Raw genomic sequence first — 21,727 nt, 5'->3', positions numbered from 1 at the left:
CCTCAACGGCCACCAAACCCTGCGCCGCCCCAAAGATAGCTGACAGATTTGTGACCGCCGCTAGAGCGTGTTTAGGAAGTGTCATAGCCACTCGTTGATCGCGGCGATCTGAACGGTGGCCTCGTACCGGACAGCGAGTTTGTCGTAGCGGGTGGCCACGGCCCGGTTGCGCTTGAGTCGGTTGATGCCGCACTCGACCGCGTGACGTTGCTTGTACAACTGCTGGTCGAACGACGGTGGCCGTCCGCCCTTCGAGCCCTTCTTACGCCGGTTCGCCGCCTGGTCGGCCTTGACCGGGATCGTCGCCTTGATCCCGCGCCGTCGCAGGTACTGCCGGTTCGCCTTGGACGTGTACGCCTTATCGGCCAAGACCCGATCCGGACGGGTCCTGGGCCGGCCACCACCGAGGCGCTGCACCCGGATACCGTCCAACACCACGGTGAACTGCGGGCTGTCACCACGCTGCCCAGCGGTCAACACCAGCGACAGCGGCTTCTGCCCCTGCTCACAACCCAGATGAACCTTCGTGGTCAACCCGCCCCGAGACCGCCCCAACGCATGATCCGCCGGCTCGACCCGGGTCCCACCCGGCGGCTCGACCTGCCGGTCCCCGTCGCGGCGGGCACCCGCGGCCCCTGCGGATGGGGACTGAGCGTCCGGACCTGCGGGGCGAGATGCCGGTTCAGTACCGTGTTCGAAATTCTCGGCGCGTCGCCGAGGAACAGGGCGACCCGCGTCCCAGCCGGTACCTCACGTTTGAAGACCGACATCGAGTTGATCGGTGTTCGCCCGTCTTTCGCGTTGACCGGACCCCGATCGAATTCGACGTAGACCCGGCCCTGCTCCACCGCGTCCGCCTGCGCCTTGAACGTCTGGTCGAGCCGGACGAGCATGTAGACACGCGGATAAGGGCTGCCGCCCGGCTCTGCCAGGTAGGTCACGCCCTCGCGGAAGCCCTCGACCCTACCGACGGCGGTCACGTTGACATAGTCAGCAGCGGCAAGCGTCTCGGGCGTCTCGTGCGGGGTGTAGGAATAGTGCTTGAAGCGAAGGGCCTGCGGGCTCAGGGTCGTCGCGCCCGTGCCGGCCCGCGGGTCGGGGCTCTCTGCGCAACCCGTGGCCAGGACGGCGATGCACACGACAGCAGCGGCAGCGCCCATCCCGCGCGCGATTCTTGCTCGCATTGCCTCCCCCTCAGTCGTAGTAGGCATTGAAGTCGGCCGTGTTGTGGTTGCTGTAGATCACGTCGGTCGATCGGACCGTCCCGATGTCACCACCGGCCATGCAGTCCAACTGGTTGGCCGGGGGCGGACTCTGGTGACCCTTGAACCCCAGCGTGTGCCCCGCCTCGTGACAGGCGACGGACGAGTAACCGTGTTCGTCGTTCGGGGCGTCACGGGCGATGGCCTCGCCCACCAGATAGACATGGATCTGATCGCATTCGCCCTGGTTGGAGGTGCCGTCGTTGGGCCACTGGTAACGGCAGAAGGCTTCGCCGTACACGCCGTCGCGCCACGCGTCGAACCAGGCGATGTCGGTACGCGGGGTGCCGTCCCCCACAGCCACGTCACAGGACGCGTGGTACGTGACCGCCGGGATGGCCGACAGACGGGAGCCCATGTAGTTCATGACTCCGGTCATGTTGTCGCGGATGTAGGTGGTGACGCTGGAGGTGAAGCAGAAGGAGACGTTGCCGCCGTCCTGGCTTTGCGGATTGAAGTGACTCAGGTCGGCGGAGACGGGTGCCGGAAGCAGGGCGACGCCAAACGACGCCGCGGCCACCACCGCAAACAGCTTCCCAGGTCTCGTGACCAATGTGGACAGCATTCTCATCCCTTCCGGTTGTCAGGATTGTTCGGCCCCGTGGCAGCTTCTCCTCACCGCTGCGGTGATCCGGTCGCCGGGCTGCCGCCACCATGTCATTTCGGCTTCTGCATCAGAAGGACCTTCGGCTTGTCTCGAACAGAGAGAGCCCTGTCCGGCCTGGTCACGTCCTTGCCCGGATCGCTATTCGAACAGCGGCCGAACAGTCGCGGACAGCACCGAACTGTTCCGATCGCCGACAGGAGTGAGCCATTTTCATCCTGCGTAGCGGTTCGCTTCGACGTGGTGCAGGACGAGGATGGCCTGGATGATCGCGGTGGCTCGGCGTGGGCAGGATCGCAGCTTGACCAGGATCTTCCAGGTCTTGAGTGTGGCGATCGCTCGTTCTCCGCGGGCGCGGATCTTCGCGTGGGCCCGGTTCACGGCCTTCTGCCTGCGTGACAGCTTTGGCCGGAAGCGGCGCCGCTTGAACGGGGTGCGGACACTACCGTGGGCGCCCTGGTAGCCCTTGTCGGCGAAGGTCATCACGTCCGCGCTGGTCAGGGCGTCGATGATGCCGTGATGGTGGGCGGCGCTCAGGTCGTGTGCCGAACCGGGCAGTGCCGGTGATGCCCACACGAGCCGGCCGGCGGCGTCGGAGATGACCTGCACGTTCACACCGTGGCGTTTGTGTTTGCCGCTGTAGTAGGGCTTCTGCTCGGCGATCCGGTCGATCGGGATCAGCGTGCCGTCCAGGATCGCGTACGCCAGTAGCCGGATGCGTTGCATCGCGGTGTCCAGGTCGTCGGCTGCCGAGCTGAGCAGGGCTATCGCCTCCTGGACGTAGCGCCAGGCGGTGGCGACGCCGATCTCGAAGCCGGCCGCGAGTCGGGTGTAGGTGTCGCCGTTACGGAGATGGGCCAGAGCCAGCAGCGCCTGCCGGCCGGGTGCGAGGCGGCGCCATCGTGATCGGCGCTGCTGACGGTGACCGCGGATGCGTTCGGCCAGGTGGTTCAGGGTGCGGCTGGACAACGGAATCGTGGCGGGGTAGGACCGCATGGCGAGGCTCCCGATGGGGGCTTCGAGTCTTGGTCGACAGCTGTCCTACCTGGAGCCTCGCACCCATCGATCACCGGGCCCACCGCACCCGCCCTGACCTGCAAGATCAGCTTGGAAAAGGCTCAGTGAATCAGCCGAAGAGTAGAGGACAAAAAAACATAGTACGGTGAAATCGGGCCGCCAATAGTTGATCTTCACGATTAGCGCCATACTGCGGCGCCGATCTTCCAGAAGCTCGCGACATGCCTCGTTCCGACTCGGCGATGATGTGCCACCCACCGAAGCGGCTGTTACTGAACGTAACAACGTCAGCGGGTCATTCTTGCGTTCCCTCGGTAACGAGCTATGCGCCAAGGGCCCATCCAGGTAGACGACCGACGAGCCGTGGACGGTGTCTGCGACGAACTGGCCACTCGCTCGATCTCGGGGCTGTTGCCTCAACCACAGCCGCTGCCGGTAGCGGCGTTAGCGGTCGTAGCCCCGCGCCACGTTTGCGCGGACGTCGATGCTGAGGGCGTCGATGGCCATCCGGGTCAGCTCGGGAAGCTGCTCCTCGGTAAGGGCGACGCCCTGCAAATTGTCCAGTGATGCGGCGAAGGCGTGGAGTCGACTGCCCCGCAGGTCAGCGCCGTCGAGACGGCAGGAGTCCAGTTCCAGATCGCTGAGGTCGCACGACCGCAGCACAACACCGGAGAGCCGGCACGATGACCATGTGCCGTGGACGAGGGTGCAGTCGATGAAGGCCACCGAACCGGCGGCGCTGACGCGGTTCAGGGTGGCGTAGTCGAACCGGCAGTTGTCGAACAGAACGTCTTTCAGGCGCACGTCGATGAGCCGGGTTCCAGTGAGGCGGGAGCCGGTGACCGAGCACCGCTCGATGCTGACGCCGGTGAGGGCCGCTCCGGACAGGTCCGTCTGGACGATCTCGCAGCCGTAGAGGGCACCACCCTCCCAGGCGATCTCACCGAGATCCGCTCCGGTGATCCGGCAGCCTCGGATACTCCAGTCGGCGATCTGTCGACCTCGGCAGGAAGCGTCCTGCACGAGGCCGTCGTGCAGGTCGTCGTCGGGTAGGTCGCTGACTTGGTCGAGGTCCTCCGGGTCGAGGTCGGGCAGGAGGATCGTCACGTCGCCCACGGTGGTCGTACGCATGTCCTTCCAACCTGTTCGGACGCGGGGTGGGCACGCCACCCCGCGCATCGACTCGAGCCGCCGGTCGGCGGGCTACTTCTTCTTGTTCCAGTTGTCCCAGCCGGGGCGGCTGTCGAACTTCCCCTTGTTGTCCCAGGCGGGTCGGTTGTCGAACTTCGCCGCGTCGATCGACGCTACCGCGCGCTGCGGGTCGACGCCGAGGAGGGCGAGGCGGTCCGGCGGTGCGTCGAGAAGCGCAGCGAGGGCGTTGGTCATGACGGTCCTCCTTGAGCGGTGAGGTCATCCGCAGCGGCGCGGATCAGAGCTTGCCGAGTCGTGCGGCAGTAATCGGTCTCCCGGGCGGTGAAGGTGCCGTGTTCGAAGTAGCGGTTGCCGGCCTGAGCGCCCCTGCAGAAGTCGTAGAACGCGCAGCGGTCTGCACAGTCGTTGAGCGCAGTCACGAACTCAGCGACGTATCGCAGCTCACCGGCGCGGGCCACCATGTCGCCGATCGCTTCACCGAGCACGTTGCCCGCGATGAAGTCGCCGTACCGCGGGCTCTTAATTCCCAGCAGTTCCGGTGACAGCAAAACCACCTGGCCGTCGTGAGCGACTGTGGGGATCGGTTCGTACGGGCCGTGGTCGGTGAGGCCGGCGCGGGTGGCGCCGAGGTAGTCGGCCAAGCGATCCAGGTCGCGGATCCGCAGCGGACTACCGGCAAGTCGGTGCCGGACGAGTCGACTCCAGAACCGGTACGCGGCTTCCTCCGGCACCGGCGTGCGGGCGGCGCCTTCCTGTTCCTCGATGTTGAAGCCCACCGACTCGCATCCCGGTAGTGCGGTGAAGAACTCGACGAGGTCGTTGGCGTGGTCGATGGTTTCGGGTGTGACGACGCAGATCACCGAGTACGGCAGGCTGGCCTCGGCCAGGACTCGCGTGCCGCGGATCGTGCGGGCCGCCGTCGCGTTCCCGGCTCGGTCAAGCCGGTTCCTGTTGAGCATGCCGGGCCCCTCGATGCTGACGCCGATCTCGAAGTCGTATGCGGCGAACAGATCGCACCACCGCTCGTTCATCAGCGTCGCGTTGGTCTGGATCTCGTGGCGCACCCGCCCAGCCCGCCGCATAGCCTCGAAGGGAGCGAGCAGTGCCTGGAAGCCGTCAATCGGCGTCGTTGTGGGCTCGCCGCCGTGCCACACGACGCTTACCGGATGGGCGCTGTCCTGCTGCTCGATTGAACGGGCGCAGGCGGTCGCAACGGAGACGGACATGAGTTGGCGCGAGCGCCGGTCGGGCAAGTAGCAGTAGCTGCAGTCCAGGTTGCAGAAGCTGGTGGGCTGCAGGACCAGGGTATGGAAGGTCCCGGCGATGGCCGGCTGCCCTGTCGTGACGATGATCCCGATGTCCCGGACGGTCATGTCTCCTCCGGTGTCTGCGGTCCGGCAGTGGGCGGGCGGCGGCGGTGCCGGGCCGGCCAGCCGAGAAAGCGGTCGAACAGGTTCCTGACGTCGCCGGTGGTGCTCGGGTTGAGTCGGTGCAGGTCGTCGATGGCTTCCTGCAGGCAGCCCGACAGGTAGAGCAGCAGGTTGAGCCGGCTGCCCTGGTAGCTGGTCAACAGGGCGAGCTTGGCCCGTCCACAGGGCCAGGGCTGCCCGCAGGCCCGGCAAAGCCAGAGCGGACGCAGCGGCACATGCTCCGGCGGCAGTTTCGGGTCGACCTCAGCCGCAGACACTCCGTCGCTGCTCATCGACGGTCGCTTTCCCGCGTCTGCCGCTCGAACACGATCCGCCAGACGTGTGTCAGAAGTGGCGGATCGGTCGATCCCCGCCGCGCCGATGCCGCAGCCGCGGCTGCGCGGTCTGTCGTCAGCTCGCCGGTCGCCGCGTACCGGGACACGTACACCGTCATAGCCATCTCCCGGTCGGCGTCGACGCGTTCGTGCGGTGGGCTTGCCGGCGTACCGGCAAGCCCACCGTCGTCGGCCAGCGGCTGGGAGCAGACCGCCGGTCACCCGCCCACGCAGCCCTGCTGGCGGTACGCGAACGGGGAGTCACCCGTGCGGTCGACGGAGTGCCCGGCGCGAGCACTTGCCGGTGCGTCGGGTCCCGTTCCGACCTGTCGCCAAGTGGCACGTCCATCTGGGTCTCCCTGGCGTGACTTTGCCGCTGGCCCGTCGGCGCGCCATGGGGGTCAGGATGGTCCTGGACCGTTCCGCCGACGTGTTCCTGCCGTCCACGATCGCTGGCGGCACTGGCCGGGAGACAGACCCAGCGTGGTGGGCCACGGTGGGCCTCACCGTGGCCCGCCTGGGCCAATGCGGAGGGGGACACACGGTGCCCGAAATACAAGGCTCGGCTCAGAGGATGTGCCAGCGGCGGAGTTCCGACGCGTCGTCGACGAGGCCCGCGATCCGGTGGTGCACCTCGTCGGCGGCCTCGGTCCCGGGCCGGGACTTGCGAGCGTTGGTGGCGATCATCTGCAGCTCACGGAGCTGGCACAGTTCTTCGAATCTCGGCCAGGATGTGGCATCCCAGCCGTAGGCGGCGGTGAAGCCGGCGAAGGCATCGGGACCGGGCGGGTCGAACCGGCGGCAGTGGACAGCGACCGTGGCGATGTCCCACTCCCGGGGCCCGAGGGCGGCACCGTCCCAGTCGGCCAGCACGGGCGTGCCGTCGAAGCGCCGGAGCGCGTTGCGGACCTGCGGATCTGACTGAATCAGACTCGTGCCGCGGGGAAACAGCATCGCCTCCCAGCCTGCGGCCAGCGCCTCGAGCCTGCCCATCAACAGGTCCTGTTCCTTGCCGTTGAGGATCTCCGAGCGGGTGACGGCCCTCTCGATGCCGTGGATCGGTCGCAGTGCAGGCAGCGGCACCGGCGGAGCGGGCAAGGCGTGCAGGTCCCGGAGAAGGCTTCCGAGCTCGGAGACGGTGATGGGGTCGTCGTGTGCCGGGTCCAGACGCTGCCAGACCGTAACGGCGTGCCCGCCCACCCGCATCGGCTGGGACACACCCGGATGAAGGCTCACCGTGGGAAAACCTCGGGCCACCAGCCAGTCGACCACGGCCACCATCCCGCGCACTCGTGCCAGGTCATGGTCGCCCGGGGCGATCTTGACGACCACGTCACCGACTGCGTAGACGGCGTTGGTGTGGTGCCGCAGCAGGATCGCGTTCGAGTCGGGGTGGCCGAGGAGACGACACACCTCGGCGAGCACCGGCCGGGTGCGCGCCTCGACGAACATGGGGCTCCTAGGGACCGAGTGCGGCTGTGGTCCCAAGACTACGGGCGCGCTCGCGGCACGCCCGTAGGTAATCCGTCAAGCTGGCGACCTCGCCGCGCCCGTTCTTCTCGGGGATCGCCGTGGCCACGTCGGTGGCCCTGGTCAGGATGATCTCCGTACGCTGCGTCTCGGGCAGGTCCGCGACGGCATCACGCGCGGTCAGCGCCGCCTCGGTCGCCCGCCGGTCCTGCGCGAGGCACATCGACCGGTCCAAGGCGATGAGCGCCACGTCGATCGGTACGGCCGAAGCCGCGCCGTAGAGCCGCAATGCCTCGTCCTGGACCCGGTACGCCTCCACCGTGTCACCGAGCCAGGTGTATGCCCCGGAGAGGTAGAACAGCAGCCGCTTCGCCGGAAACCTGAACGCCACGTCGGTGTCCTCGTCACCAGCCTGATCGAACAGCCGCCGTGCCTGATCGATGGCCGACCGAGCCTGCTCGATGGCGCCGATCCGGGCCAGAGCACGCGCCCGGCCCGCCGCTGCCAGGGCACCCGGTGACGATACGTTCGAGGTCACCGCCAGAGCCGCATCTGCCAGGGCGACGGTTTGGGTGGGATCCCCGAAGTAGTACGGCAGCATCGCCGCTTGGGCCCGCACGAGCACCCTGAAACGAGCATCCCCGCTGTCGTCGGCCGCGTGGATCGCCGTGCCGTACCACCGTCGAGCCTCGGACACGTCTCCGAGCCTCATCAACGCATCGGCGCACATCGTCGCCAGCAACGCCGCCACCCTGGACAGCCGGGACTGGACTGCCGCCGGTTGCCGCCGAAGCGACAGCGCCTGGACCTCTCGGCAGTCGGCAGCCAGTAGCGCAAGCATGATCTGCGGCGAAGCCGAGGGGTAGACCCTCATATGCTCGCCCGCAGCTTGTTCGATCAGCTCAAGCTGCCGAGGAGCGACACTCGCCGCTGCCAGTGCCTCGTCCAGTCCCAGTCGGAGTCTGACCAGATTGCTGACCTCGATGCGGGCGGCGGCATCGGCCGACGATCGGTCCGCTCCACCCTCCACAGCCAGGCGGTCGGGGTCGCGAGGCACAACGATGTCCTCGTCGCGCCCGAGTCCCATAGCCGGACGCGGAATGTTCAGACCGGCTGCGATCCGTTCCAAGACCTCGTAGGCCGTGACCTGGCGGACGCCTTTGGCGATTTCAGCAGCGCGGTTGGGCGAGACACCAACAAGAGTCGCAATCCGGCCGTATGACACGCCCCTGGCGTGGAGGAAGTGGAAGACCGCGGTGATGTCGCGCCGCCGCAGAAACTCACTGATCGGTCGACCGTTCCAAAGCCCCGAACTCCACCACTCAGGATCTACCTGTGCAGCCACGAATCACCCCGATCGAACGACGACCAGTTACAAGCACAGCGCATGCGTGCCGTCACATCAAGTCAGCGACACGTCGAGTCGTTGGTGCTCACCTCAGAGTTGACCCATGCGGCAGCATCCGGAACACCACGATGGGCCCCCACCATGTCCCCATGGGATGAAGCACAGGATCCGAGGCGCCGCCAACCCTCCTTCCGCCGGAGTGCACCCCCTCGGCCCTACCGTGGAAGACGTGGATCGAATCGCCATCATCGGCTGCGGCGGCAGCGGCAAATCCACAGTTGCCAGGAAGCTCGCTCGGATCCTCGACGTACCGCTGGTCCACCTCGACGCGATCTACTACGACGAGCACTGGACGCCGCTCCCCAGGGACGAGTTCGCCGCCCAACAGGAGAAGCTCGTCAGCGGCGAGCGGTGGATCATCGAGGGCAACTACGCCAGCAGCCTGCCCATCCGGCTCGCTGCCGCTGACACCGTGATCTTCCTCGACCTACCCGCCGCCGCATGCCTGTTCGGCATCGTTCAACGACGCTGGCGCTACCGCGGCGGCCAGCACCAGGCCGACGGCGTCTACGACCGGATCACCTGGAACTTCGTCCACTACATCGTCAGCTACCGGCACACCATGCGACCTCGCGTCCGCAGCCTGCTCCGTGATCACGGGCCACACGTCCAGCTAATCACTCTCACCAGCCGATGCCACGCCGACAGGTACCTCGACCGCGTACGACGGGAAAGACAGCCGGACATCTGACCCATGGGTCCATGACGACAGCCAGGCATCCAATAGGACGACGGCCGGGTCCAACGGCTCCCGAGCACCCACCGAGCGACCGCCCACCACCGAAGCACACGAAAAAGGCCCTTCCCCAGTGTTGAACACCAGGTCAGGGCCTTGATCGTCGGTGCGCCGCCAGGGACTCGAACCCCGAACCCGCGGATTAAGAGTCCGCTGCTCTGCCAGTTGAGCTAGCGGCGCTCGTCGGCAACGGAGAGAACATTAGCACCCCGAAAACCCGGGCTCCAATCCGGTTACCCGACTCCCCCCTTCGGTCGAGCTTAACGGGCATACAGCCACAAAGAGCCTGTCTGGCATGCGACGGGGGCGTGGGTCTCGGCACCGATGGGGCACGATGTCCGCCAGGTACGCGAGAACAGAGGTGGGGATGGCACGGTTCACGCGAGCCGGGGCGGTGGTGGGCGCTCTGACCCTGGCGGCGTCGCTGGCACTGACCGGGTGCGGCGACGAGCAGAAGAAGCCGGAATTCGTCGGCGGGACGTCGGCGGATGCGAGTGCCGCACCCGACTCGGCCGCGCCGTCGACGAGCGGCGAGCCGAGCGCGCCCAGCGGACCTTCGCTGACGCTGAGCCCGGCCGACGGCACGAAGAACAAACCCGTGAGTACGGAGATCAGCGCCAAGCTCCCGAGCGGCGGAAAGGTGTCCGCGGTCACTCTGAGCGCGGCCAGCGGCGGCACCGTGGAGGGCAAGCTCCGCGCCGACGGCTCGGCCTGGGTGCCGTCCGCTCCCCTGAAGTGGGGGACGAAGTACACGGCCACGGTGACGGCGAGCGCGCCGGACGGCACGAGCAGCCAGGGCACCAGCACCTTCACCACGATGGCCAAGCCGAAGTCGATGATCGGGTCCGGCCTGTACCTCTTCGACGACAAGAGCTACGGCGTCGCCATGCCGGTGGTCACCGAGTTCCACCCGGGCATTCCCAAGAAGGACCGGGCGGCGGTGCAGAAGCGGATGTTCGTCAAGACCGACCCGCCGCAGCCGGGCGCCTGGCACTGGGTCGACAACGGCACGCAGGCGTACTACCGGGCACCGGAGTACTGGAAGCCGGGCACCACCCTCACCGTACGGATCGCGCTGGCCGGGGTGCCGTTGAGCAACGGCAGGTACGGCGACATGGACCGCAAGGCCTCCGCCAAGATCGGCCGGTCGTTGGTGATGAAGGTGGACAACGCCACCAAGAAGATGTCGGTCTACGAGAACGGCGCGTTGACGCGCACGATCCCGGTGAGCCTGGGCAAGAGGAGCACCCCGTCGTCGAGCGGCACGCTGGTCGTGATGGAGAAGAAGGAGGCCACGGTCTTCGACACCCGCGACGATCCGGACCCGGCCAACCGCTACGTCACCGACATCCAGTTCGCCCAGCGGCTCACCTGGGGCGGCGAGTACATCCACGCCGCGCCCTGGTCGGAGCACGTACAGGGACGGCAGAACGTCTCGCACGGCTGTGTGAACGTGTCGATGACGAACGCCAAGTGGCTGTTCGAGAAGACCCGGATCGGCGACCCGATCACGATCAAGGGAACCGAGCGCAAGATCGCCGCCGGTAACGGCTGGACGGCGTGGAGCCTGAGTTGGTCGGAGTTCATCAAGGGCAGCGCGCTGCCGGTATCCAAGGGTGGCTCCGGCCCGGCGCTCTGAGCGACAGGCGTCATCGCGCCGGCCCTGCCGATGGCACGGGTCGGCGCGTACCCTTGCTCTGCCCGCGACGTAACGACGGCGATGGGCGACCCCTCAGTTCCGGCAGGAAGACGAGCCCGGATCACGAAACGCCGGATAGTAGCAAAAATCCGGCACCCTGGTCGGCGTGTTTTTGTTCACCCTCGGCAACCAGGACCGGTTCTGACACGTCTTTAGGAGACGATGGGTCAGCGACCACGACTGTGAGGACATCATGCGAGCTAGCCAGGACCAGCTGATCCGCCCCCGTGGGCGACGCCGCGTGCTCGCGGCCGGGCTCCTCGCCGTGGCGTTGGCCTTCACCTCGGCCTGCACCGACAGCGACGGCGGCAAGCCGTCCTCGTGGCAGGGCGGCGCCGAGAGCCCAGCGCCCAAGGCGTCGGCGACCATCGCCGAACCGGCGGCGGACGCCAAGGACGTGCCCGCGTCCACCGGCGTCACCTTCAGCACGAAGGACGCCCAGGAGACCGCCTTCGAGCTCAAGGACGCGGCCGGCAAGACGGTCGAGGGGAAGCTCGCGGCGGACGGCAAGACGTGGCAGCCGAGCGGGGCCCTGGAGTACGGCACCAGCTACACCGCCACGGTCACGGCCACCGGCGACGACGGTCGGCCGGCCACCACGACCAGCACCTTCACCACTATGGCCAAGCCCGACAAGCAGATCCGGGTGAGCAGTTTCCTCGGTGACAACCAGCAGGTCGGTGTCGGGATGCCGCTGATCGTCAAGTTCGACCGCGCGATCCCGGAGGACTACCGCGACGACGTACAGCGCCGGATGACGGTGACCTCGACGCCGGCCCAGGAGGGCATCTGGCACTGGGTGAGCCCGACGGAGATCCGGTACCGGCCGAAGCAGTTCTGGAAGGCCAACAGCAAGGTCTCCTACCGGGTGCAGGCCGGTGGCCTGCCGATGGGCGACGGCTACTACGGCCGCGCGGACCTCTCGGTGGACATCAAGATCGGTCCGTCGCTGATCATGACGGTGGACAACAAGACCAAGCGGATGACGGTGACCCGCGCCGGCAAGGTCATCAAGACGCTCCCGGTCAGCCTGGGCAAGAAGAGCACGCCCTCGTCCAGCGGGACGATGGTGGTGATGGAAAAGCTGCGCAAGACGGTCTTCGACACGTTCGAGGAGCTCGGCCCGGAGGACGGCTACCGCACCAAGATTGACTACGCGCAGCGCCTCACCTATGGCGGCGAGTTCATCCACGCGGCTCCCTGGTCGGAGGGCCAGCAGGGCAGCGTCAACGTCTCGCACGGCTGCGTGAACGTGTCGATGGCCAACGGCGACTGGCTGTTCAAGAACACCCAGGTCGGCGACCCCATCACGGTCAAGGGCACCGAGACCAAGCTCAAGAACGGCAACGGCTGGACCGACTGGAACATGAGCTGGGACGAGTACGTCGAGGGCAGCGCCCTGCCGTACGACCCGGACGCTCCGGCGACTCCGAACGACGCCGCCACCCCGACGCCCACCCCGACCGCCTGATCCACACGCACCATCGACTCGGGTTCCAGAAATCCGGGGTGTCCCGTCAGCGGGGACACCCCGGATTTCGGTAAACGGAGTGGATCATCCGCTGGAGGGGTCCGCACAACGACTCAGGCCCCCTCCGGAGAGGGGGCCTGAGATTTGGGGTGACTGATGGGAATTGAACCCACGACAACCGGGACCACAACCCGGTGCTCTGCCAACTGAGCTACAGCCACCACGCCTCCGACGCCCGGTTGATCGCTCCGGGCGGCGTGCGGACCAATAATAGCCCCACGCCCGTGCACGACGTCCAGCGGGTTCCCCCGACCGAACGGCGCCGGCTCAGAGCTCCGCGGCGATGCCCTTGGCGGTCTCGACGTCCGGGCCGGGCAGCGGTACGAAGATGGTGCGCCGGTAGTACTCCAGCTCGCGGATGCTCTCGCGGATGTCGGCGAGCGCCCGGTGCGCCAGGCCCTTCTGCGGCTGACCGAAGTACACGCGGGGGTACCAGCGGCGGCAGAGTTCCTTGATCGACGACACGTCGATCATGCGGTAGTGCAGGTGCGCGTCGAGGCGGGGCATGTCCCGGGCGATGAAGCCGCGGTCGGTGGCGATCGAGTTGCCACACAGCGGCGCGGTACGCGGGTCCTTGACGAAGGTGCCGACGTACTCCAGCACCAGGTCCTCGGCCTCGGTCAGGGTGACCACCGAACGGCGGACCTCCTCGGTGAGGCCGGACTTGGCGTGCATCGTCTGGACGATCTCCGGCATCGCCTCCAACGCCGCCTCGTCGGCGTGGATCACCACGTCGACGCCATCACCCAGCACGTTGAGGTCGGGGTCGGTGACCAGTGCCGCAACCTCGATCAGCTTGTCGCTGCCGAGGTCCAACCCGGTCATCTCACAGTCGATCCAGACGAGGAGGTCAGCCACCGGGACAGCCTACGCGCAGCCCACGCCCCGCGGCTGCGCGCTCCGGGCCACCCGGCCCGCTAGGGTTTCGGGGTGCCAGCAGAACCCGTAGCACCGCCCGCCGTCACGGACGACGATCCCGGCGGCCGCACGGTCCGTCGCCTGGTCGCGGTGGTGGCCCTGATCGCCGTGCTGCCAGCGCTCTACCTGCCTGGCCTGAACCACAAGTTCCTCGACCTCAAGATCTACATGTCCGCGGTGGACTGGTGGCGCGTCGGTCACCCGCTCTACGACTACGCCCAACCGGATCGGGTGCAGGGTGAGCTCTACTTCACCTACCCGCCGTTCAGCGCGCTGCTGCTGTGGCCGTTCGGGCTGCTCCGGCTCGGCGCCACCGTGGCGATCTTCACGGTGCTCACGGTGGCGGCCGTGGTGCTGACCACCCGGTGGCTGGTGACGCCCGTGATCGCCCGGCACGGCCTGCCGCGCACGTTCACCCTGACCGCCGCCGTGCTGCTGGTGCTGGCGGTGGAGAGCACACGCGAGACGATCACCTTCGGGCAGATCAACATGCTGCTGGTCGTGCTGATCCTGGCCGACCTGCTGTTCGCCGTGCCGCAGGCGCGACGCTGGGCCGGGGTCGGCGTGGGGCTGGCGACGGCGCTCAAGCTCTTCCCGGGCATCTTCATCGTGTACCTGCTGGCCACCCGCCGGTGGCGGGCCGCCGTGGTGGCGAGCGCGACGGCGGCGGTGGCGACCCTGCTGGCGGCGGCGGTCGCGCCCGGGGACTCGTGGCGGTTCTGGACCCAGGAGCTGTGGGACACCGAGCGGGTGGGGCGCACCGACTACGTCGGCAACCAGTCACTGTTCGGGCTGCTGAGCCGGTTCACCGCGCCCGAGAAGCCGGACCGGCTGCTGTGGTTGGTGGTCGTGGCGGTGGTGGCCGCCTACGGCCTGTGGCGGGCCGTCCGCGCCGCGCGTGCGGGTGACGGGCTGACCGGCCTGACCCTGACCGGCCTGGTCGGCGGACTGGTCAGTCCGATCACGTGGACACACCACATCTACTGGTTCGTGCCGGCCGTGGTGCTGCTCGCCGACGCGGCGCTGAGCGCGAAGCGTCCGGACGGGGCACGTCGACGGTGGTGGTCGGCCGGCCTGGCGGTGGGTGCCACGGCTGTGATCGTCTACGGCGTGGTGACGTTCCAGAAGTGGGGTACGGACCCGGTCCGCACCCAGAATCCGGGCGACTTCGTCGTGCAGAACGCGTACGTCCTGCTCAGCCTGCTGCTGTTGGTGGCGCTGCCGGTCCGCGTGGCCCGCCCGGCCCGCATCGAGGAAAAGTCGCACCAAATGGACACAACCCCCCAGTAACGACCATCGGCTATAACCTGGACCCAGGTACCTCAGGCGTCGCTCGGTCAGCACCGCTCCCCCGGTGAGAGTGGCCCTCCGCGTCGGCAGCGCGGAGGGCCACTCGCCGCGTCAGTCCTCCGGCACCGGCCGCGCCGTGGGCTCGGCGTCGTTCGGCGGCCACGCCAGGCTCAACGCCACCTCCGGCGGCCGGGGCAGCTGGCCCGCCTCCAACGGCCGGGGCAGTTCGCCGGGAGCGTCCAGGTCGGCGAGGGTGAGAGGCCGGGCCGGTTCCGCGCCGATCGCCGATCGGGACCACTCGGCCGCGCCGGAGCCGACCGGGGCGAGCTGCCGTACGGCCGGCATCGACCTGGCGCGATGAGGGTCCCGGACGCCCAGGCCGCTGAGTGACGTGACCCCGAGCCGGCCGGCGAGCACCGGCACCTGGTCCGGTTCGACCACGAAGACCACCTCGCGCGGACGGGGTGGGCGCAGCAGGAGCAGCACCGCGCACGCCACCAGCAGCACTCCTGCCGCGAGCAGACCCCAGGTGACCGGGACGACCCAACCCGCGCGCAGCTCGGCGCGCAGGTCCAGGCTCAGGTCGGCACGACCGTCGGGGCGCATCACCACCAGGCTCATCGGCTCGCGGGTGAGGTCGTCGGCGCTCCACTCGAGAGTGCCGACGCCCTCGCGTACCCAGAAGGGGAGACCCAGGGGCGGGCGGACCGCGTCGGCGGTCGGGGCCGCGACCGGGACCGCCGGGTCCGTGCGGACCGGCAGCGGACCCCGGGCCAGTGCCACCCGGCGGACCGAGGCGTACGGCACGGGCTCCAGCCAGCGGCGCACCTCGGCGGTCGGTGCCAGCCCCACGAAGGCCGGACCGTCGGGCGTCCGGGCGTCGAGCCGCAGACGGGTCTGCGCGCCGCGCGCGAAGGGCGCCTCCCGTCGCAGCAGCCGGTCGAGATCGGTGACCACGACCGCGTGGCCCGATGTGCGGACGGTCTCGAACCGGGCGGCGAAGGCCCCACCGGGGTCGGCGTGCCGGGCGACCAGCCACAGCCCGCCGCCGGCGAACAGCGCCGGAATTCCGATGACCAACAACAGCATTCCGGCGATCGCCCGCACGAAGCGCATTCGCACCGTCCCCCTCCGTAGCCAGATACCCGGCCGACCTTACCGACGTACGCCGGCTGATCAGGGGATATCCACGGCACGACCGGTGCCGGTCCCGGAAAGCACGCTGGCTCGCCGGATTGTCCGGCGGGCCAGCGGGTGCGCGGCGAGATCAGGACCTGGCGACCGGATCCCGGCGGGTACGGGCGAATGCCAACCCTCCCAGGACCAGGCCGGCCAGGCCGGCGACGAGCCCCGCGACGCCGAGGCCGATCGCGGCGCCGTCGCCCTCGTCGTCGTCATCGTCCTTGTCGGCCACGGCCGCGGCGGCCGGGGCGGACGACGCCGCCGGCGCGGCGGCCGTGAGCGTGAGCACCGGAGCGGGCTTCTCCGGCTCCTCGCCGCCCGGCTGCGGCTCGTCGATCCAGCGCGAGACGTTGCCGTCGGAATACGTCTGGAGGGTCTTGAAGACCATCGACTCGACCTTCGGCAGCGGCCCCATTGAGACGCCGAACTCCTGGAACTGCCCCGGCTTGACCGCGGCGTCACCCGTGGCCGTCCAGGTGATCTTCGAGACCGCCTCGGTGAGCTGGCTGCCGTGCACCTCGATCGGCGGGTCCACCTTGCGCTTCTCGGTGGCCACCGTCCAGCCGGGCACCGGGATGGTCGACACCGAACCGACCGGGGCGTTCTCCGGCAGCACCACCTCCAGCTTGGTGGTCGAGGCGGTGTCGCTCTCGTTGGGCACCCGGAACGCCACCCGGGCGTAGCCGCCCTGGGTCGCCTCCTTCGGGTTCACCGTGACGTGGGCGGAGGCCGGCCCGGCGAAGCCGAGCACGGCGGTGGCGACGGCGGTCAACGCCAGGGCGGCAGCGGCGGATGCGGTGCGCCGGAGTCGGGTCATGGGTGTCGTGGACCTCTCTAACGGATGGGCACGGTGGCGGTCACCGTGGCCTGGTCGATGTCGGTGATACGAGCGGTGATCTTCAACTGCCACTCGCCGGCGGCCGGCAGGCTGATGTCGCCGTACGCGTGGTTGTCGGTCAACGGCAGCAGCGGCACGTCGATCGGCTCGATCCCGGCCGACGGCAGCGCGGCGGTCGCCCGCCACTCCACCACCGGCAGCGGCTGGTTGTCCTTGCCGTAGGCGTACAGGTGCACCGAGTTGTTGCCCCGCTCGGCCGGGCTCAGCTCGACCTGCATGGAGAAGAGCGGGCTGGACAGGGTGGTGGTGAAGAGCCCGGCCTGGATGCCGGACGACTCGGCCGCCGCCGTACGCGCGGGCGTGGTCTGCACCAGGGTCGCGGAGACGGCCAGCACCACGGCGGTGACGGCCAGTTCCACCAGGACCGCCCGGCGCACCGGCACCGGCCGCTGCGCGGCCACGCGCCGACGGACCAACTGCCGGGAGTACGCGGCCACGGCGATCACGATCGCGAACAGTCCGATCTTGGCGAGCAGCAGTCGCCCGTACGTGGTGCTGAACAGGGCGTCCGGGGTGGCCACCTCGATCAACGCCTGCACGGTGCCGGCCAGCAGCAGGGCCGAGACGGCGAGAGCCGCCCAGCGCGACCAGATCGGCAGGATCGCGCTCAGCTCCCGCTCGTCGGCCTGGCGCAGCAGGAAGACCGCGAGCATGAGCAGGCCACCCAGCCAGACCGCCATGCTGCCCAGGTGAACCGCGTCGACCACCACGGACACCGCCGGCGCCGGGGAGGCCGCCGGGTGCCCGGCCAGCGGCCAGGTCAGCAGGGCCGCCACACCGAGCACCGCCAGGATGATCGCGTCGGTGCGGCCGGCCGGGCGGGCCAGCAGCGGCCGCAGCAGGAACGCCGCAGCGGCCAGCAGGCCGAGCCGGACCAGGTGAGCCGCGCCGAAGGTGCTGCCCACGACGCTGCCGAACCCCTCACCGGTCACCTCGAAGAGGCCACCACCGGCGGTGTAGGGCACCTGCAACCACAGGTCGGCGAGGGTGGCCAGTGCCAGCAGGCCGAGACCGGCCCAGGCCAGCCGGGCCGGCCCCCGGCGGGAGAGCCGCTGCGGCCACAGCGCGGCGAGCACCAGGGCGGGCCCGACCAGCAGCACCAGACCGGCGTACCCGAGGAACCGGGCCACCTTCACGGCCGTACCCACCACGGGGTTGGCCCGACTGTCGTTGCCGGAGTCGACCGGCGGTGTCGAGGGCGCGCCCACCGAATAGGTGAACGCGCCGGAGACCGGGTGACTGTCGGCGGAGATCACTCGGAAGCTCACCAGGTAGGTGCCGCGGCCTGCGGCCGGGTCGACCGGAATGGTCACCACGGCACCGTCGAACGACGGCTCACCCCGGTCGGCGCGGGAACCGTCGGGGGCGATCACCCGAACCTTGTCGGGGACCTTGCGCACCGACTCGGAGAAGGTGAGTACCACCTCGGACGGACCGGCCGGCACCACCGAGGATGCGGCCGGGCTGCTGCTCGACAGCACCGCGTGGGCGCTGGCCGGGGTGGCTGGCGCGATCAACAGGGCGACGACGGTGACCAGGAGGCCGGCGGCGCCAGCCAACCGGGCGGCCCAGCGGCCGGGGGCGACAGTCATGCCTGCCATGGTCGCCGACCCCACTGGATCTCGGCGAACCGAGTCGGGCGAACGGCTCAATTCCGCTCAGCCGCCATCGCCGCGCGGAAGGGGTCGCGTGTCATGAGCAGGTAGTCGCTTGACGACGGGGAAAAGTTCCCGACGTGTCGCAGACCATCCAAGGGCCAAAGGACCCTGACGGCACACGCCGCGACGCGTAACCTGGTTTGTCGTGATCCCCGTCCCGCGTGACACCGGCCCCACCGGCCCGGCCGATCCGACCGGTGACGTCGCCCGGGACCCGGCGACCGAGTCGGCCCTGACCGCGCGCGACGGTGACGCCGCCGCCCAGGCCATGTTCGTCCGGCTGACCCAGGCCGAGGTCTGGCGCTTCGCCGCCGCCCTGGTGGGCCCGGACAGCGCCGACGACCTCGCCCAGGAGACGTACCTGCGGGCGTTCAAGGCCCTCCCCGCGTTCGAGGGCCGGTCCAGCGCCCGGACGTGGCTGCTCGGGATCGCCCGGCGGGCCTGCGCCGACCACCTCCGGACGGTGATCCGACGTCGTCGCCTCGACGAGCGGCTGGCCGCGAACGCGTACACCGACCGTCCGCACCCCGACCACGCCGGGCAGCTCGGCGCCACCGACCTCGTGCAGCGGCTGAGCCCCGAGCGGCGTGCGGCGTTCGTGCTCACCCAACTGCTCGGCCTCTCGTACGCCGAGGCCGCCGCCGTCGAGGGGGTGCCCGTGGGCACCATCCGGTCCCGGGTCGCCCGGGCCCGAGACGAGCTGGTCGAGGCGGTCGGCGACGCCCGCGCCGGCTGAGCCCGGAACTTCCGGCGGAGACGGAACGACAAATGAGCGTGACTGCACCCCCCACGCGGGTCGCCCGCTGGGCGGCCGTCCGGCTCTGGCTCGGCACGGCGGCCCGCCTCGGTCTCGCCGCCGTCTGGCTCGTCGCCGGCGCGTCGAAGGTCGGTGACCTGGCCGCCTCGGGTCGGGCCGTGAACGCGTACCAGGTGCTGCCGTACGACGCCGCCACGGTGATCGGGGCGGCGCTGCCCTTCGTCGAGCTGGCCCTGGGTGTGCTGCTGCTGCTCGGGCTGGCCACCCGGCTCACCGCGGCCATCTCCGCCGCGCTGCTGCTGGTCTTCATCGCGGGGATCTCCTCGGCCTGGGCACGTGGCCTGGCCATCGACTGCGGCTGCTTCGGCAGCGGCGGCCAGCTCGCCGAGGGGCAGGCCCCGAGTTACCTCCCGGAGATCCTGCGGGACCTGGGATTCTTGGTACTGGCCGGATTTCTGGTGATCTGGCCCCGTACGCCCGTGTCGGTGGATGGATGGCTGTCCGCCGAACCCGCAGTGGAGGACGAGGATGAGTAGTCGCAGGAGCCAGCGGGACGCAGCGAGGGTCGTCCGCGAGCAACTGGCCCGCGAACGACGCCGTCGTCGCACCATCTGGGTGTCCGCCGCCGCCGTCGCCGTCCTGGTCATCGCCGGCCTCATCGGCTGGGGCGTGTGGTCCAGCCAGCGCTCGGACAGCTTCACCACCCCGCCCGGCGCCAACGCGCCCGGCACCGGCATCGTGACCGGCGGCGGACCGGTCACCGTCGACGTCTACGAGGACTTCCTCTGCCCGGCCTGCAACCAGTTCGAGCAGAGCAGCGGCGCGACGCTGGAGCAGTTGGCGTCCGAGAACAAGGCAAAGGTGGTGTACCACCCGGTCGCGTACCTCAACCGCTTCTCCACCACCGAGTACTCCACCCGCTCGTCGGCCGCGTCCGGCTGCGCGGCGGTCGGCGGCAAGTTCCGTGAGTACGCCAAGGCGCTCTTCGCCAAGCAGCCACCCGAGGGCAGCGCCGGGCTCAGCGACGACGAACTCGTCGACATCGGCGTCGGAGTGGGGCTGGACCGGGGCTCGTTCGGCGGCTGCGTGAAGGAGGGCACCTACAAGACGTGGACCGAGCACGTCACCGAGGAGGCCAGCCGCAGCGACGTCACCGGTACGCCCACCATCCTGGTCAACGGGCAACCGCTGGCCGACCGCACCCCGCAGGGCCTCACGGCGGCCGTGGCGGCGGCCGGCAAGTGATCCGTACCGCCCTGGCGCGCGCCGGACTGGTCGCCGCCGCCACCTGCGCGGCGACCCTGCTCACCGCGGCGCCCGCCGCCGCACACGGCGCGGACGCCCCGAACGGCACCGACTACCGCACCCGCGTCGCCGGCGTCACGCCGGCCCGGCCCGGCCTGACGGTACGGGTGATCGAGGCGGGCGCCCGCCTCGAACTGACCAACCACACCGGCCGGGCGGTCGAGGTGATCGGCTACTCCGGAGAGCCGTACCTGCGGGTCGGTCCCGACGGCGTCTTCGAGAACAGCCACTCCCCCGCCACGTACCTGAACCGCACCCTGGCCGGCGACACCGCCCTCCCGGCCGACGCCGACCCGGCCGCCCCACCGTCCTGGCGGCGCATCGCCGACGGGACCACGGCACGCTGGCACGACCAACGGGCGCTGTGGCAGGAGTCGACGCCACCGGCGGAGGTACGCGCCGCGCCGGAACGCGAGCACCGGATCCGGGACTGGACGGTACCGCTGCGCGACGGCACCGACCCGCTGACGATCGGCGGCACCCTGGACTGGGTGCCGCCGCCCGACGCGTACACCTGGTGGGCCGTGAGCATCGTCGGACTGCTCGCGGTGGGCGCGCTCGGCCTGTTCGCCGCCGCCTCGCCCGCCGGCGTGCGGGCGCTGGCCGCGCTCGGTGCGTTGCTCGTCGTCGGCGGCGCGGTGGCGGTCGGCTACCCGGTGGGACGGGAACTCGACGCGGGCGCTCAGGGTGTCGGCGGGGTGTTGTCCGGGCTGCTGTCCGGGCAGATCTGGCCGCTACTCACCGGCCTCGGCGCGGTCGCCGCCGGTTGGTACGCGCTGACCCACCGCCCGGCCGCCGACTTCGCGGTGGCGCTGGCCGGGGCGTGTCTGGCGCTCTTCGCCGGGGTGGCGAACGCCGCCGTGTTCGCCCGGTCCGTCGCTCCGGTGCCCTGGCCACCCGAGGTCGCCCGCGTCATGGTGGCGGTGGTCCTGATCACCGGCGTCGGCGCGACAGCCGCCGGGGTCCTGCGTCTGCACGCGGCCTCCCGTGCCGCCGCCCCCGCGGTGCCAGCCCCCTGAGGCCGCGCCTCCTGGGCGATGGCAGTGTCAGGTTCTCGGTCCCGTGCTGGTCGACATCGATGTCATGGAGAAGCAGC

Annotated in this window: 22 protein-coding genes, 2 tRNA genes and 1 pseudogene; 8 read left to right on the top strand and 17 right to left on the bottom strand. The window is 69.6% G+C overall.

Translation table 11 applies throughout. From position 1 onward, the window contains the following. Positions 1–81 precede the first annotated feature (81 nt). The 11 genes and pseudogenes from ACGFH9_RS13485 to ACGFH9_RS13435 all read right to left on the bottom strand — a co-directional run. Positions 82–633 (bottom strand): annotated as a pseudogene (locus ACGFH9_RS13485) (IS5 family transposase); the annotation flags it as partial. Beyond that, the gene (locus ACGFH9_RS13480; protein WP_393218269.1) at positions 531–1,160 is read right to left on the bottom strand and encodes a hypothetical protein; all 630 of its coding nucleotides are present in this window, start codon (positions 1,158–1,160) and stop codon (positions 531–533) included. The pseudogene ACGFH9_RS13485 and the gene ACGFH9_RS13480, both read right to left, overlap by 103 nt. A gap of 34 nt (positions 1,161–1,194) precedes the next feature. Continuing rightward, complete coding sequence (locus tag ACGFH9_RS13475) at positions 1,195–1,785, bottom strand: hypothetical protein (RefSeq protein ID WP_393218266.1); 591 nt, start codon at positions 1,783–1,785, stop codon at positions 1,195–1,197. Between the two features lie 294 nt (positions 1,786–2,079). Further along, positions 2,080–2,862 (bottom strand): transposase family protein, encoded by a 783-nt coding sequence (locus ACGFH9_RS13470; RefSeq protein ID WP_393218264.1) that lies wholly within the window; start codon positions 2,860–2,862, stop codon positions 2,080–2,082. 465 nt (positions 2,863–3,327) lie between these two features. Further along, positions 3,328–4,014, bottom strand: coding sequence for a pentapeptide repeat-containing protein (locus tag ACGFH9_RS13465; protein ID WP_393218261.1), 687 nt, complete (start codon positions 4,012–4,014; stop codon positions 3,328–3,330). A gap of 72 nt (positions 4,015–4,086) precedes the next feature. Continuing rightward, positions 4,087–4,269 carry a multiple cyclophane-containing RiPP AmcA gene (gene amcA, locus ACGFH9_RS13460; protein WP_322442471.1) on the bottom strand — a complete coding sequence of 61 codons (183 nt, stop codon included), beginning with the start codon at positions 4,267–4,269 and terminating at the stop codon, positions 4,087–4,089. Further along, positions 4,266–5,408, bottom strand: coding sequence for a cyclophane-forming radical SAM peptide maturase AmcB (gene amcB / locus ACGFH9_RS13455; RefSeq protein ID WP_393218258.1), 1,143 nt, complete (start codon positions 5,406–5,408; stop codon positions 4,266–4,268). The genes amcA (ACGFH9_RS13460) and amcB overlap by 4 nt, the downstream gene beginning before the upstream one ends. Further along, a complete protein-coding gene (locus ACGFH9_RS13450) occupies positions 5,405–5,737 on the bottom strand; it encodes a hypothetical protein (RefSeq protein WP_393218256.1) in 333 nt (110 codons plus the stop codon). Before ACGFH9_RS13450 ends, amcB begins: the two co-directional genes overlap by 4 nt. Beyond that, positions 5,734–5,898 carry a multiple cyclophane-containing RiPP AmcA gene (gene amcA, locus ACGFH9_RS13445; protein ID WP_357728264.1) on the bottom strand — a complete coding sequence of 55 codons (165 nt, stop codon included), beginning with the start codon at positions 5,896–5,898 and terminating at the stop codon, positions 5,734–5,736. Before amcA (ACGFH9_RS13445) ends, ACGFH9_RS13450 begins: the two co-directional genes overlap by 4 nt. Positions 5,899–6,346: 448 nt before the next feature. Further along, positions 6,347–7,231 (bottom strand): phosphotransferase, encoded by an 885-nt coding sequence (locus ACGFH9_RS13440; protein ID WP_393218253.1) that lies wholly within the window; start codon positions 7,229–7,231, stop codon positions 6,347–6,349. 7 nt (positions 7,232–7,238) lie between these two features. Further along, positions 7,239–8,594 (bottom strand): hypothetical protein, encoded by a 1,356-nt coding sequence (locus ACGFH9_RS13435; protein WP_393218251.1) that lies wholly within the window; start codon positions 8,592–8,594, stop codon positions 7,239–7,241. Positions 8,595–8,826: 232 nt separating this feature from the next. Here ACGFH9_RS13435 and ACGFH9_RS13430 point away from each other — a divergent pair, with 232 nt between their 5' ends. Continuing rightward, positions 8,827–9,348, top strand: coding sequence for a topology modulation protein (locus tag ACGFH9_RS13430; RefSeq protein WP_393218249.1), 522 nt, complete (start codon positions 8,827–8,829; stop codon positions 9,346–9,348). A gap of 152 nt (positions 9,349–9,500) precedes the next feature. Here ACGFH9_RS13430 and ACGFH9_RS13425 read toward each other — a convergent pair. Next, a tRNA-Lys gene (locus tag ACGFH9_RS13425) sits at positions 9,501–9,573 on the bottom strand. 187 nt (positions 9,574–9,760) lie between these two features. Between ACGFH9_RS13425 and ACGFH9_RS13420 the strand changes: the two genes are divergently transcribed. Both ACGFH9_RS13420 and ACGFH9_RS13415 read left to right on the top strand, forming a co-directional pair. Next, the gene (locus ACGFH9_RS13420) at positions 9,761–11,032 is read left to right on the top strand and encodes an Ig-like domain-containing protein (RefSeq protein WP_393218246.1); all 1,272 of its coding nucleotides are present in this window, start codon (positions 9,761–9,763) and stop codon (positions 11,030–11,032) included. Between the two features lie 253 nt (positions 11,033–11,285). Beyond that, positions 11,286–12,563 (top strand): Ig-like domain-containing protein, encoded by a 1,278-nt coding sequence (locus ACGFH9_RS13415; RefSeq protein ID WP_393218243.1) that lies wholly within the window; start codon positions 11,286–11,288, stop codon positions 12,561–12,563. Positions 12,564–12,708: 145 nt separating this feature from the next. On the opposite strand, the gene ACGFH9_RS13410 is transcribed toward ACGFH9_RS13415, so the two are convergent. Together ACGFH9_RS13410 and orn are read right to left on the bottom strand one after the other, a co-directional pair. Next, positions 12,709–12,784 (bottom strand) — tRNA-His (locus ACGFH9_RS13410). A gap of 106 nt (positions 12,785–12,890) precedes the next feature. Continuing rightward, the gene (gene orn / locus ACGFH9_RS13405) at positions 12,891–13,481 is read right to left on the bottom strand and encodes an oligoribonuclease (RefSeq protein WP_393218241.1); all 591 of its coding nucleotides are present in this window, start codon (positions 13,479–13,481) and stop codon (positions 12,891–12,893) included. Between the two features lie 72 nt (positions 13,482–13,553). Between orn and ACGFH9_RS13400 the strand changes: the two genes are divergently transcribed. Further along, positions 13,554–14,831: a glycosyltransferase family 87 protein gene (locus tag ACGFH9_RS13400; protein ID WP_393218238.1), complete on the top strand. Its 1,278-nt coding sequence runs from the start codon at positions 13,554–13,556 to the stop codon at positions 14,829–14,831. Between the two features lie 111 nt (positions 14,832–14,942). On the opposite strand, the gene ACGFH9_RS13395 is transcribed toward ACGFH9_RS13400, so the two are convergent. The 3 genes from ACGFH9_RS13395 to ACGFH9_RS13385 all read right to left on the bottom strand — a co-directional run bounded on the left by ACGFH9_RS13395 (position 14,943) and on the right by ACGFH9_RS13385 (position 18,512). After that, positions 14,943–15,947 carry a hypothetical protein gene (locus tag ACGFH9_RS13395; RefSeq protein WP_393218345.1) on the bottom strand — a complete coding sequence of 335 codons (1,005 nt, stop codon included), beginning with the start codon at positions 15,945–15,947 and terminating at the stop codon, positions 14,943–14,945. 151 nt (positions 15,948–16,098) lie between these two features. Continuing rightward, positions 16,099–16,830, bottom strand: a complete 732-nt coding sequence (locus tag ACGFH9_RS13390; RefSeq protein ID WP_393218235.1) for a YcnI family protein — start codon at positions 16,828–16,830, stop codon at positions 16,099–16,101. Positions 16,831–16,847: 17 nt separating this feature from the next. After that, positions 16,848–18,512, bottom strand: a complete 1,665-nt coding sequence (locus tag ACGFH9_RS13385; RefSeq protein ID WP_393218233.1) for a copper resistance CopC/CopD family protein — start codon at positions 18,510–18,512, stop codon at positions 16,848–16,850. Between the two features lie 202 nt (positions 18,513–18,714). Here ACGFH9_RS13385 and ACGFH9_RS13380 point away from each other — a divergent pair, with 202 nt between their 5' ends. The 4 genes from ACGFH9_RS13380 to ACGFH9_RS13365 are packed head-to-tail and all read left to right on the top strand — an operon-like array spanning position 18,715 to position 21,650. Continuing rightward, positions 18,715–19,305 carry a sigma-70 family RNA polymerase sigma factor gene (locus tag ACGFH9_RS13380; RefSeq protein WP_355232869.1) on the top strand — a complete coding sequence of 197 codons (591 nt, stop codon included), beginning with the start codon at positions 18,715–18,717 and terminating at the stop codon, positions 19,303–19,305. Positions 19,306–19,337: 32 nt separating this feature from the next. Next, the gene (locus ACGFH9_RS13375; protein WP_393218230.1) at positions 19,338–19,862 is read left to right on the top strand and encodes a MauE/DoxX family redox-associated membrane protein; all 525 of its coding nucleotides are present in this window, start codon (positions 19,338–19,340) and stop codon (positions 19,860–19,862) included. After that, positions 19,855–20,571 (top strand): DsbA family protein, encoded by a 717-nt coding sequence (locus ACGFH9_RS13370; protein ID WP_393218228.1) that lies wholly within the window; start codon positions 19,855–19,857, stop codon positions 20,569–20,571. Before ACGFH9_RS13375 ends, ACGFH9_RS13370 begins: the two co-directional genes overlap by 8 nt. Beyond that, the gene (locus tag ACGFH9_RS13365) at positions 20,568–21,650 is read left to right on the top strand and encodes a hypothetical protein (protein ID WP_393218225.1); all 1,083 of its coding nucleotides are present in this window, start codon (positions 20,568–20,570) and stop codon (positions 21,648–21,650) included. Before ACGFH9_RS13370 ends, ACGFH9_RS13365 begins: the two co-directional genes overlap by 4 nt. The last annotated feature ends 77 nt before the right edge of the window (positions 21,651–21,727 follow it).

This window comes from Micromonospora sp. NPDC049102, from assembly GCF_043197485.1.
GTDB lineage: Bacteria > Actinomycetota > Actinomycetes > Mycobacteriales > Micromonosporaceae > Micromonospora.
The sequence above is the reverse complement of the archived record's forward strand: the minus strand, read 5'-3'. Positions and strand labels throughout refer to the sequence as shown.

Bases quoted from the DNA above. Each gene is read 5' to 3' on its own strand.
- ACGFH9_RS13480 (WP_393218269.1), bottom strand. From the start codon at position 1,160: ATGGGCGCTGCCGCTGCTGTCGTGTGCATCGCCGTCCTGGCCACGGGT.
- ACGFH9_RS13470 (WP_393218264.1), bottom strand. From the start codon at position 2,862: ATGCGGTCCTACCCCGCCACGATTCCGTTGTCCAGCCGCACCCTGAAC.
- ACGFH9_RS13465 (WP_393218261.1), bottom strand. From the start codon at position 4,014: ATGCGTACGACCACCGTGGGCGACGTGACGATCCTCCTGCCCGACCTC.
- amcA (WP_322442471.1), bottom strand. From the start codon at position 4,269: ATGACCAACGCCCTCGCTGCGCTTCTCGACGCACCGCCGGACCGCCTC.
- amcB (WP_393218258.1), bottom strand. From the start codon at position 5,408: ATGACCGTCCGGGACATCGGGATCATCGTCACGACAGGGCAGCCGGCC.
- ACGFH9_RS13450 (WP_393218256.1), bottom strand. From the start codon at position 5,737: ATGAGCAGCGACGGAGTGTCTGCGGCTGAGGTCGACCCGAAACTGCCG.
- amcA (WP_357728264.1), bottom strand. From the start codon at position 5,898: ATGACGGTGTACGTGTCCCGGTACGCGGCGACCGGCGAGCTGACGACA.
- ACGFH9_RS13440 (WP_393218253.1), bottom strand. From the start codon at position 7,231: ATGTTCGTCGAGGCGCGCACCCGGCCGGTGCTCGCCGAGGTGTGTCGT.
- ACGFH9_RS13420 (WP_393218246.1), top strand. From the start codon at position 9,761: ATGGCACGGTTCACGCGAGCCGGGGCGGTGGTGGGCGCTCTGACCCTG.
- ACGFH9_RS13415 (WP_393218243.1), top strand. From the start codon at position 11,286: ATGCGAGCTAGCCAGGACCAGCTGATCCGCCCCCGTGGGCGACGCCGC.
- ACGFH9_RS13395 (WP_393218345.1), bottom strand. From the start codon at position 15,947: ATGCGCTTCGTGCGGGCGATCGCCGGAATGCTGTTGTTGGTCATCGGA.
- ACGFH9_RS13390 (WP_393218235.1), bottom strand. From the start codon at position 16,830: ATGACCCGACTCCGGCGCACCGCATCCGCCGCTGCCGCCCTGGCGTTG.
- ACGFH9_RS13385 (WP_393218233.1), bottom strand. From the start codon at position 18,512: ATGGCAGGCATGACTGTCGCCCCCGGCCGCTGGGCCGCCCGGTTGGCT.
- ACGFH9_RS13375 (WP_393218230.1), top strand. From the start codon at position 19,338: ATGAGCGTGACTGCACCCCCCACGCGGGTCGCCCGCTGGGCGGCCGTC.
- ACGFH9_RS13370 (WP_393218228.1), top strand. From the start codon at position 19,855: ATGAGTAGTCGCAGGAGCCAGCGGGACGCAGCGAGGGTCGTCCGCGAG.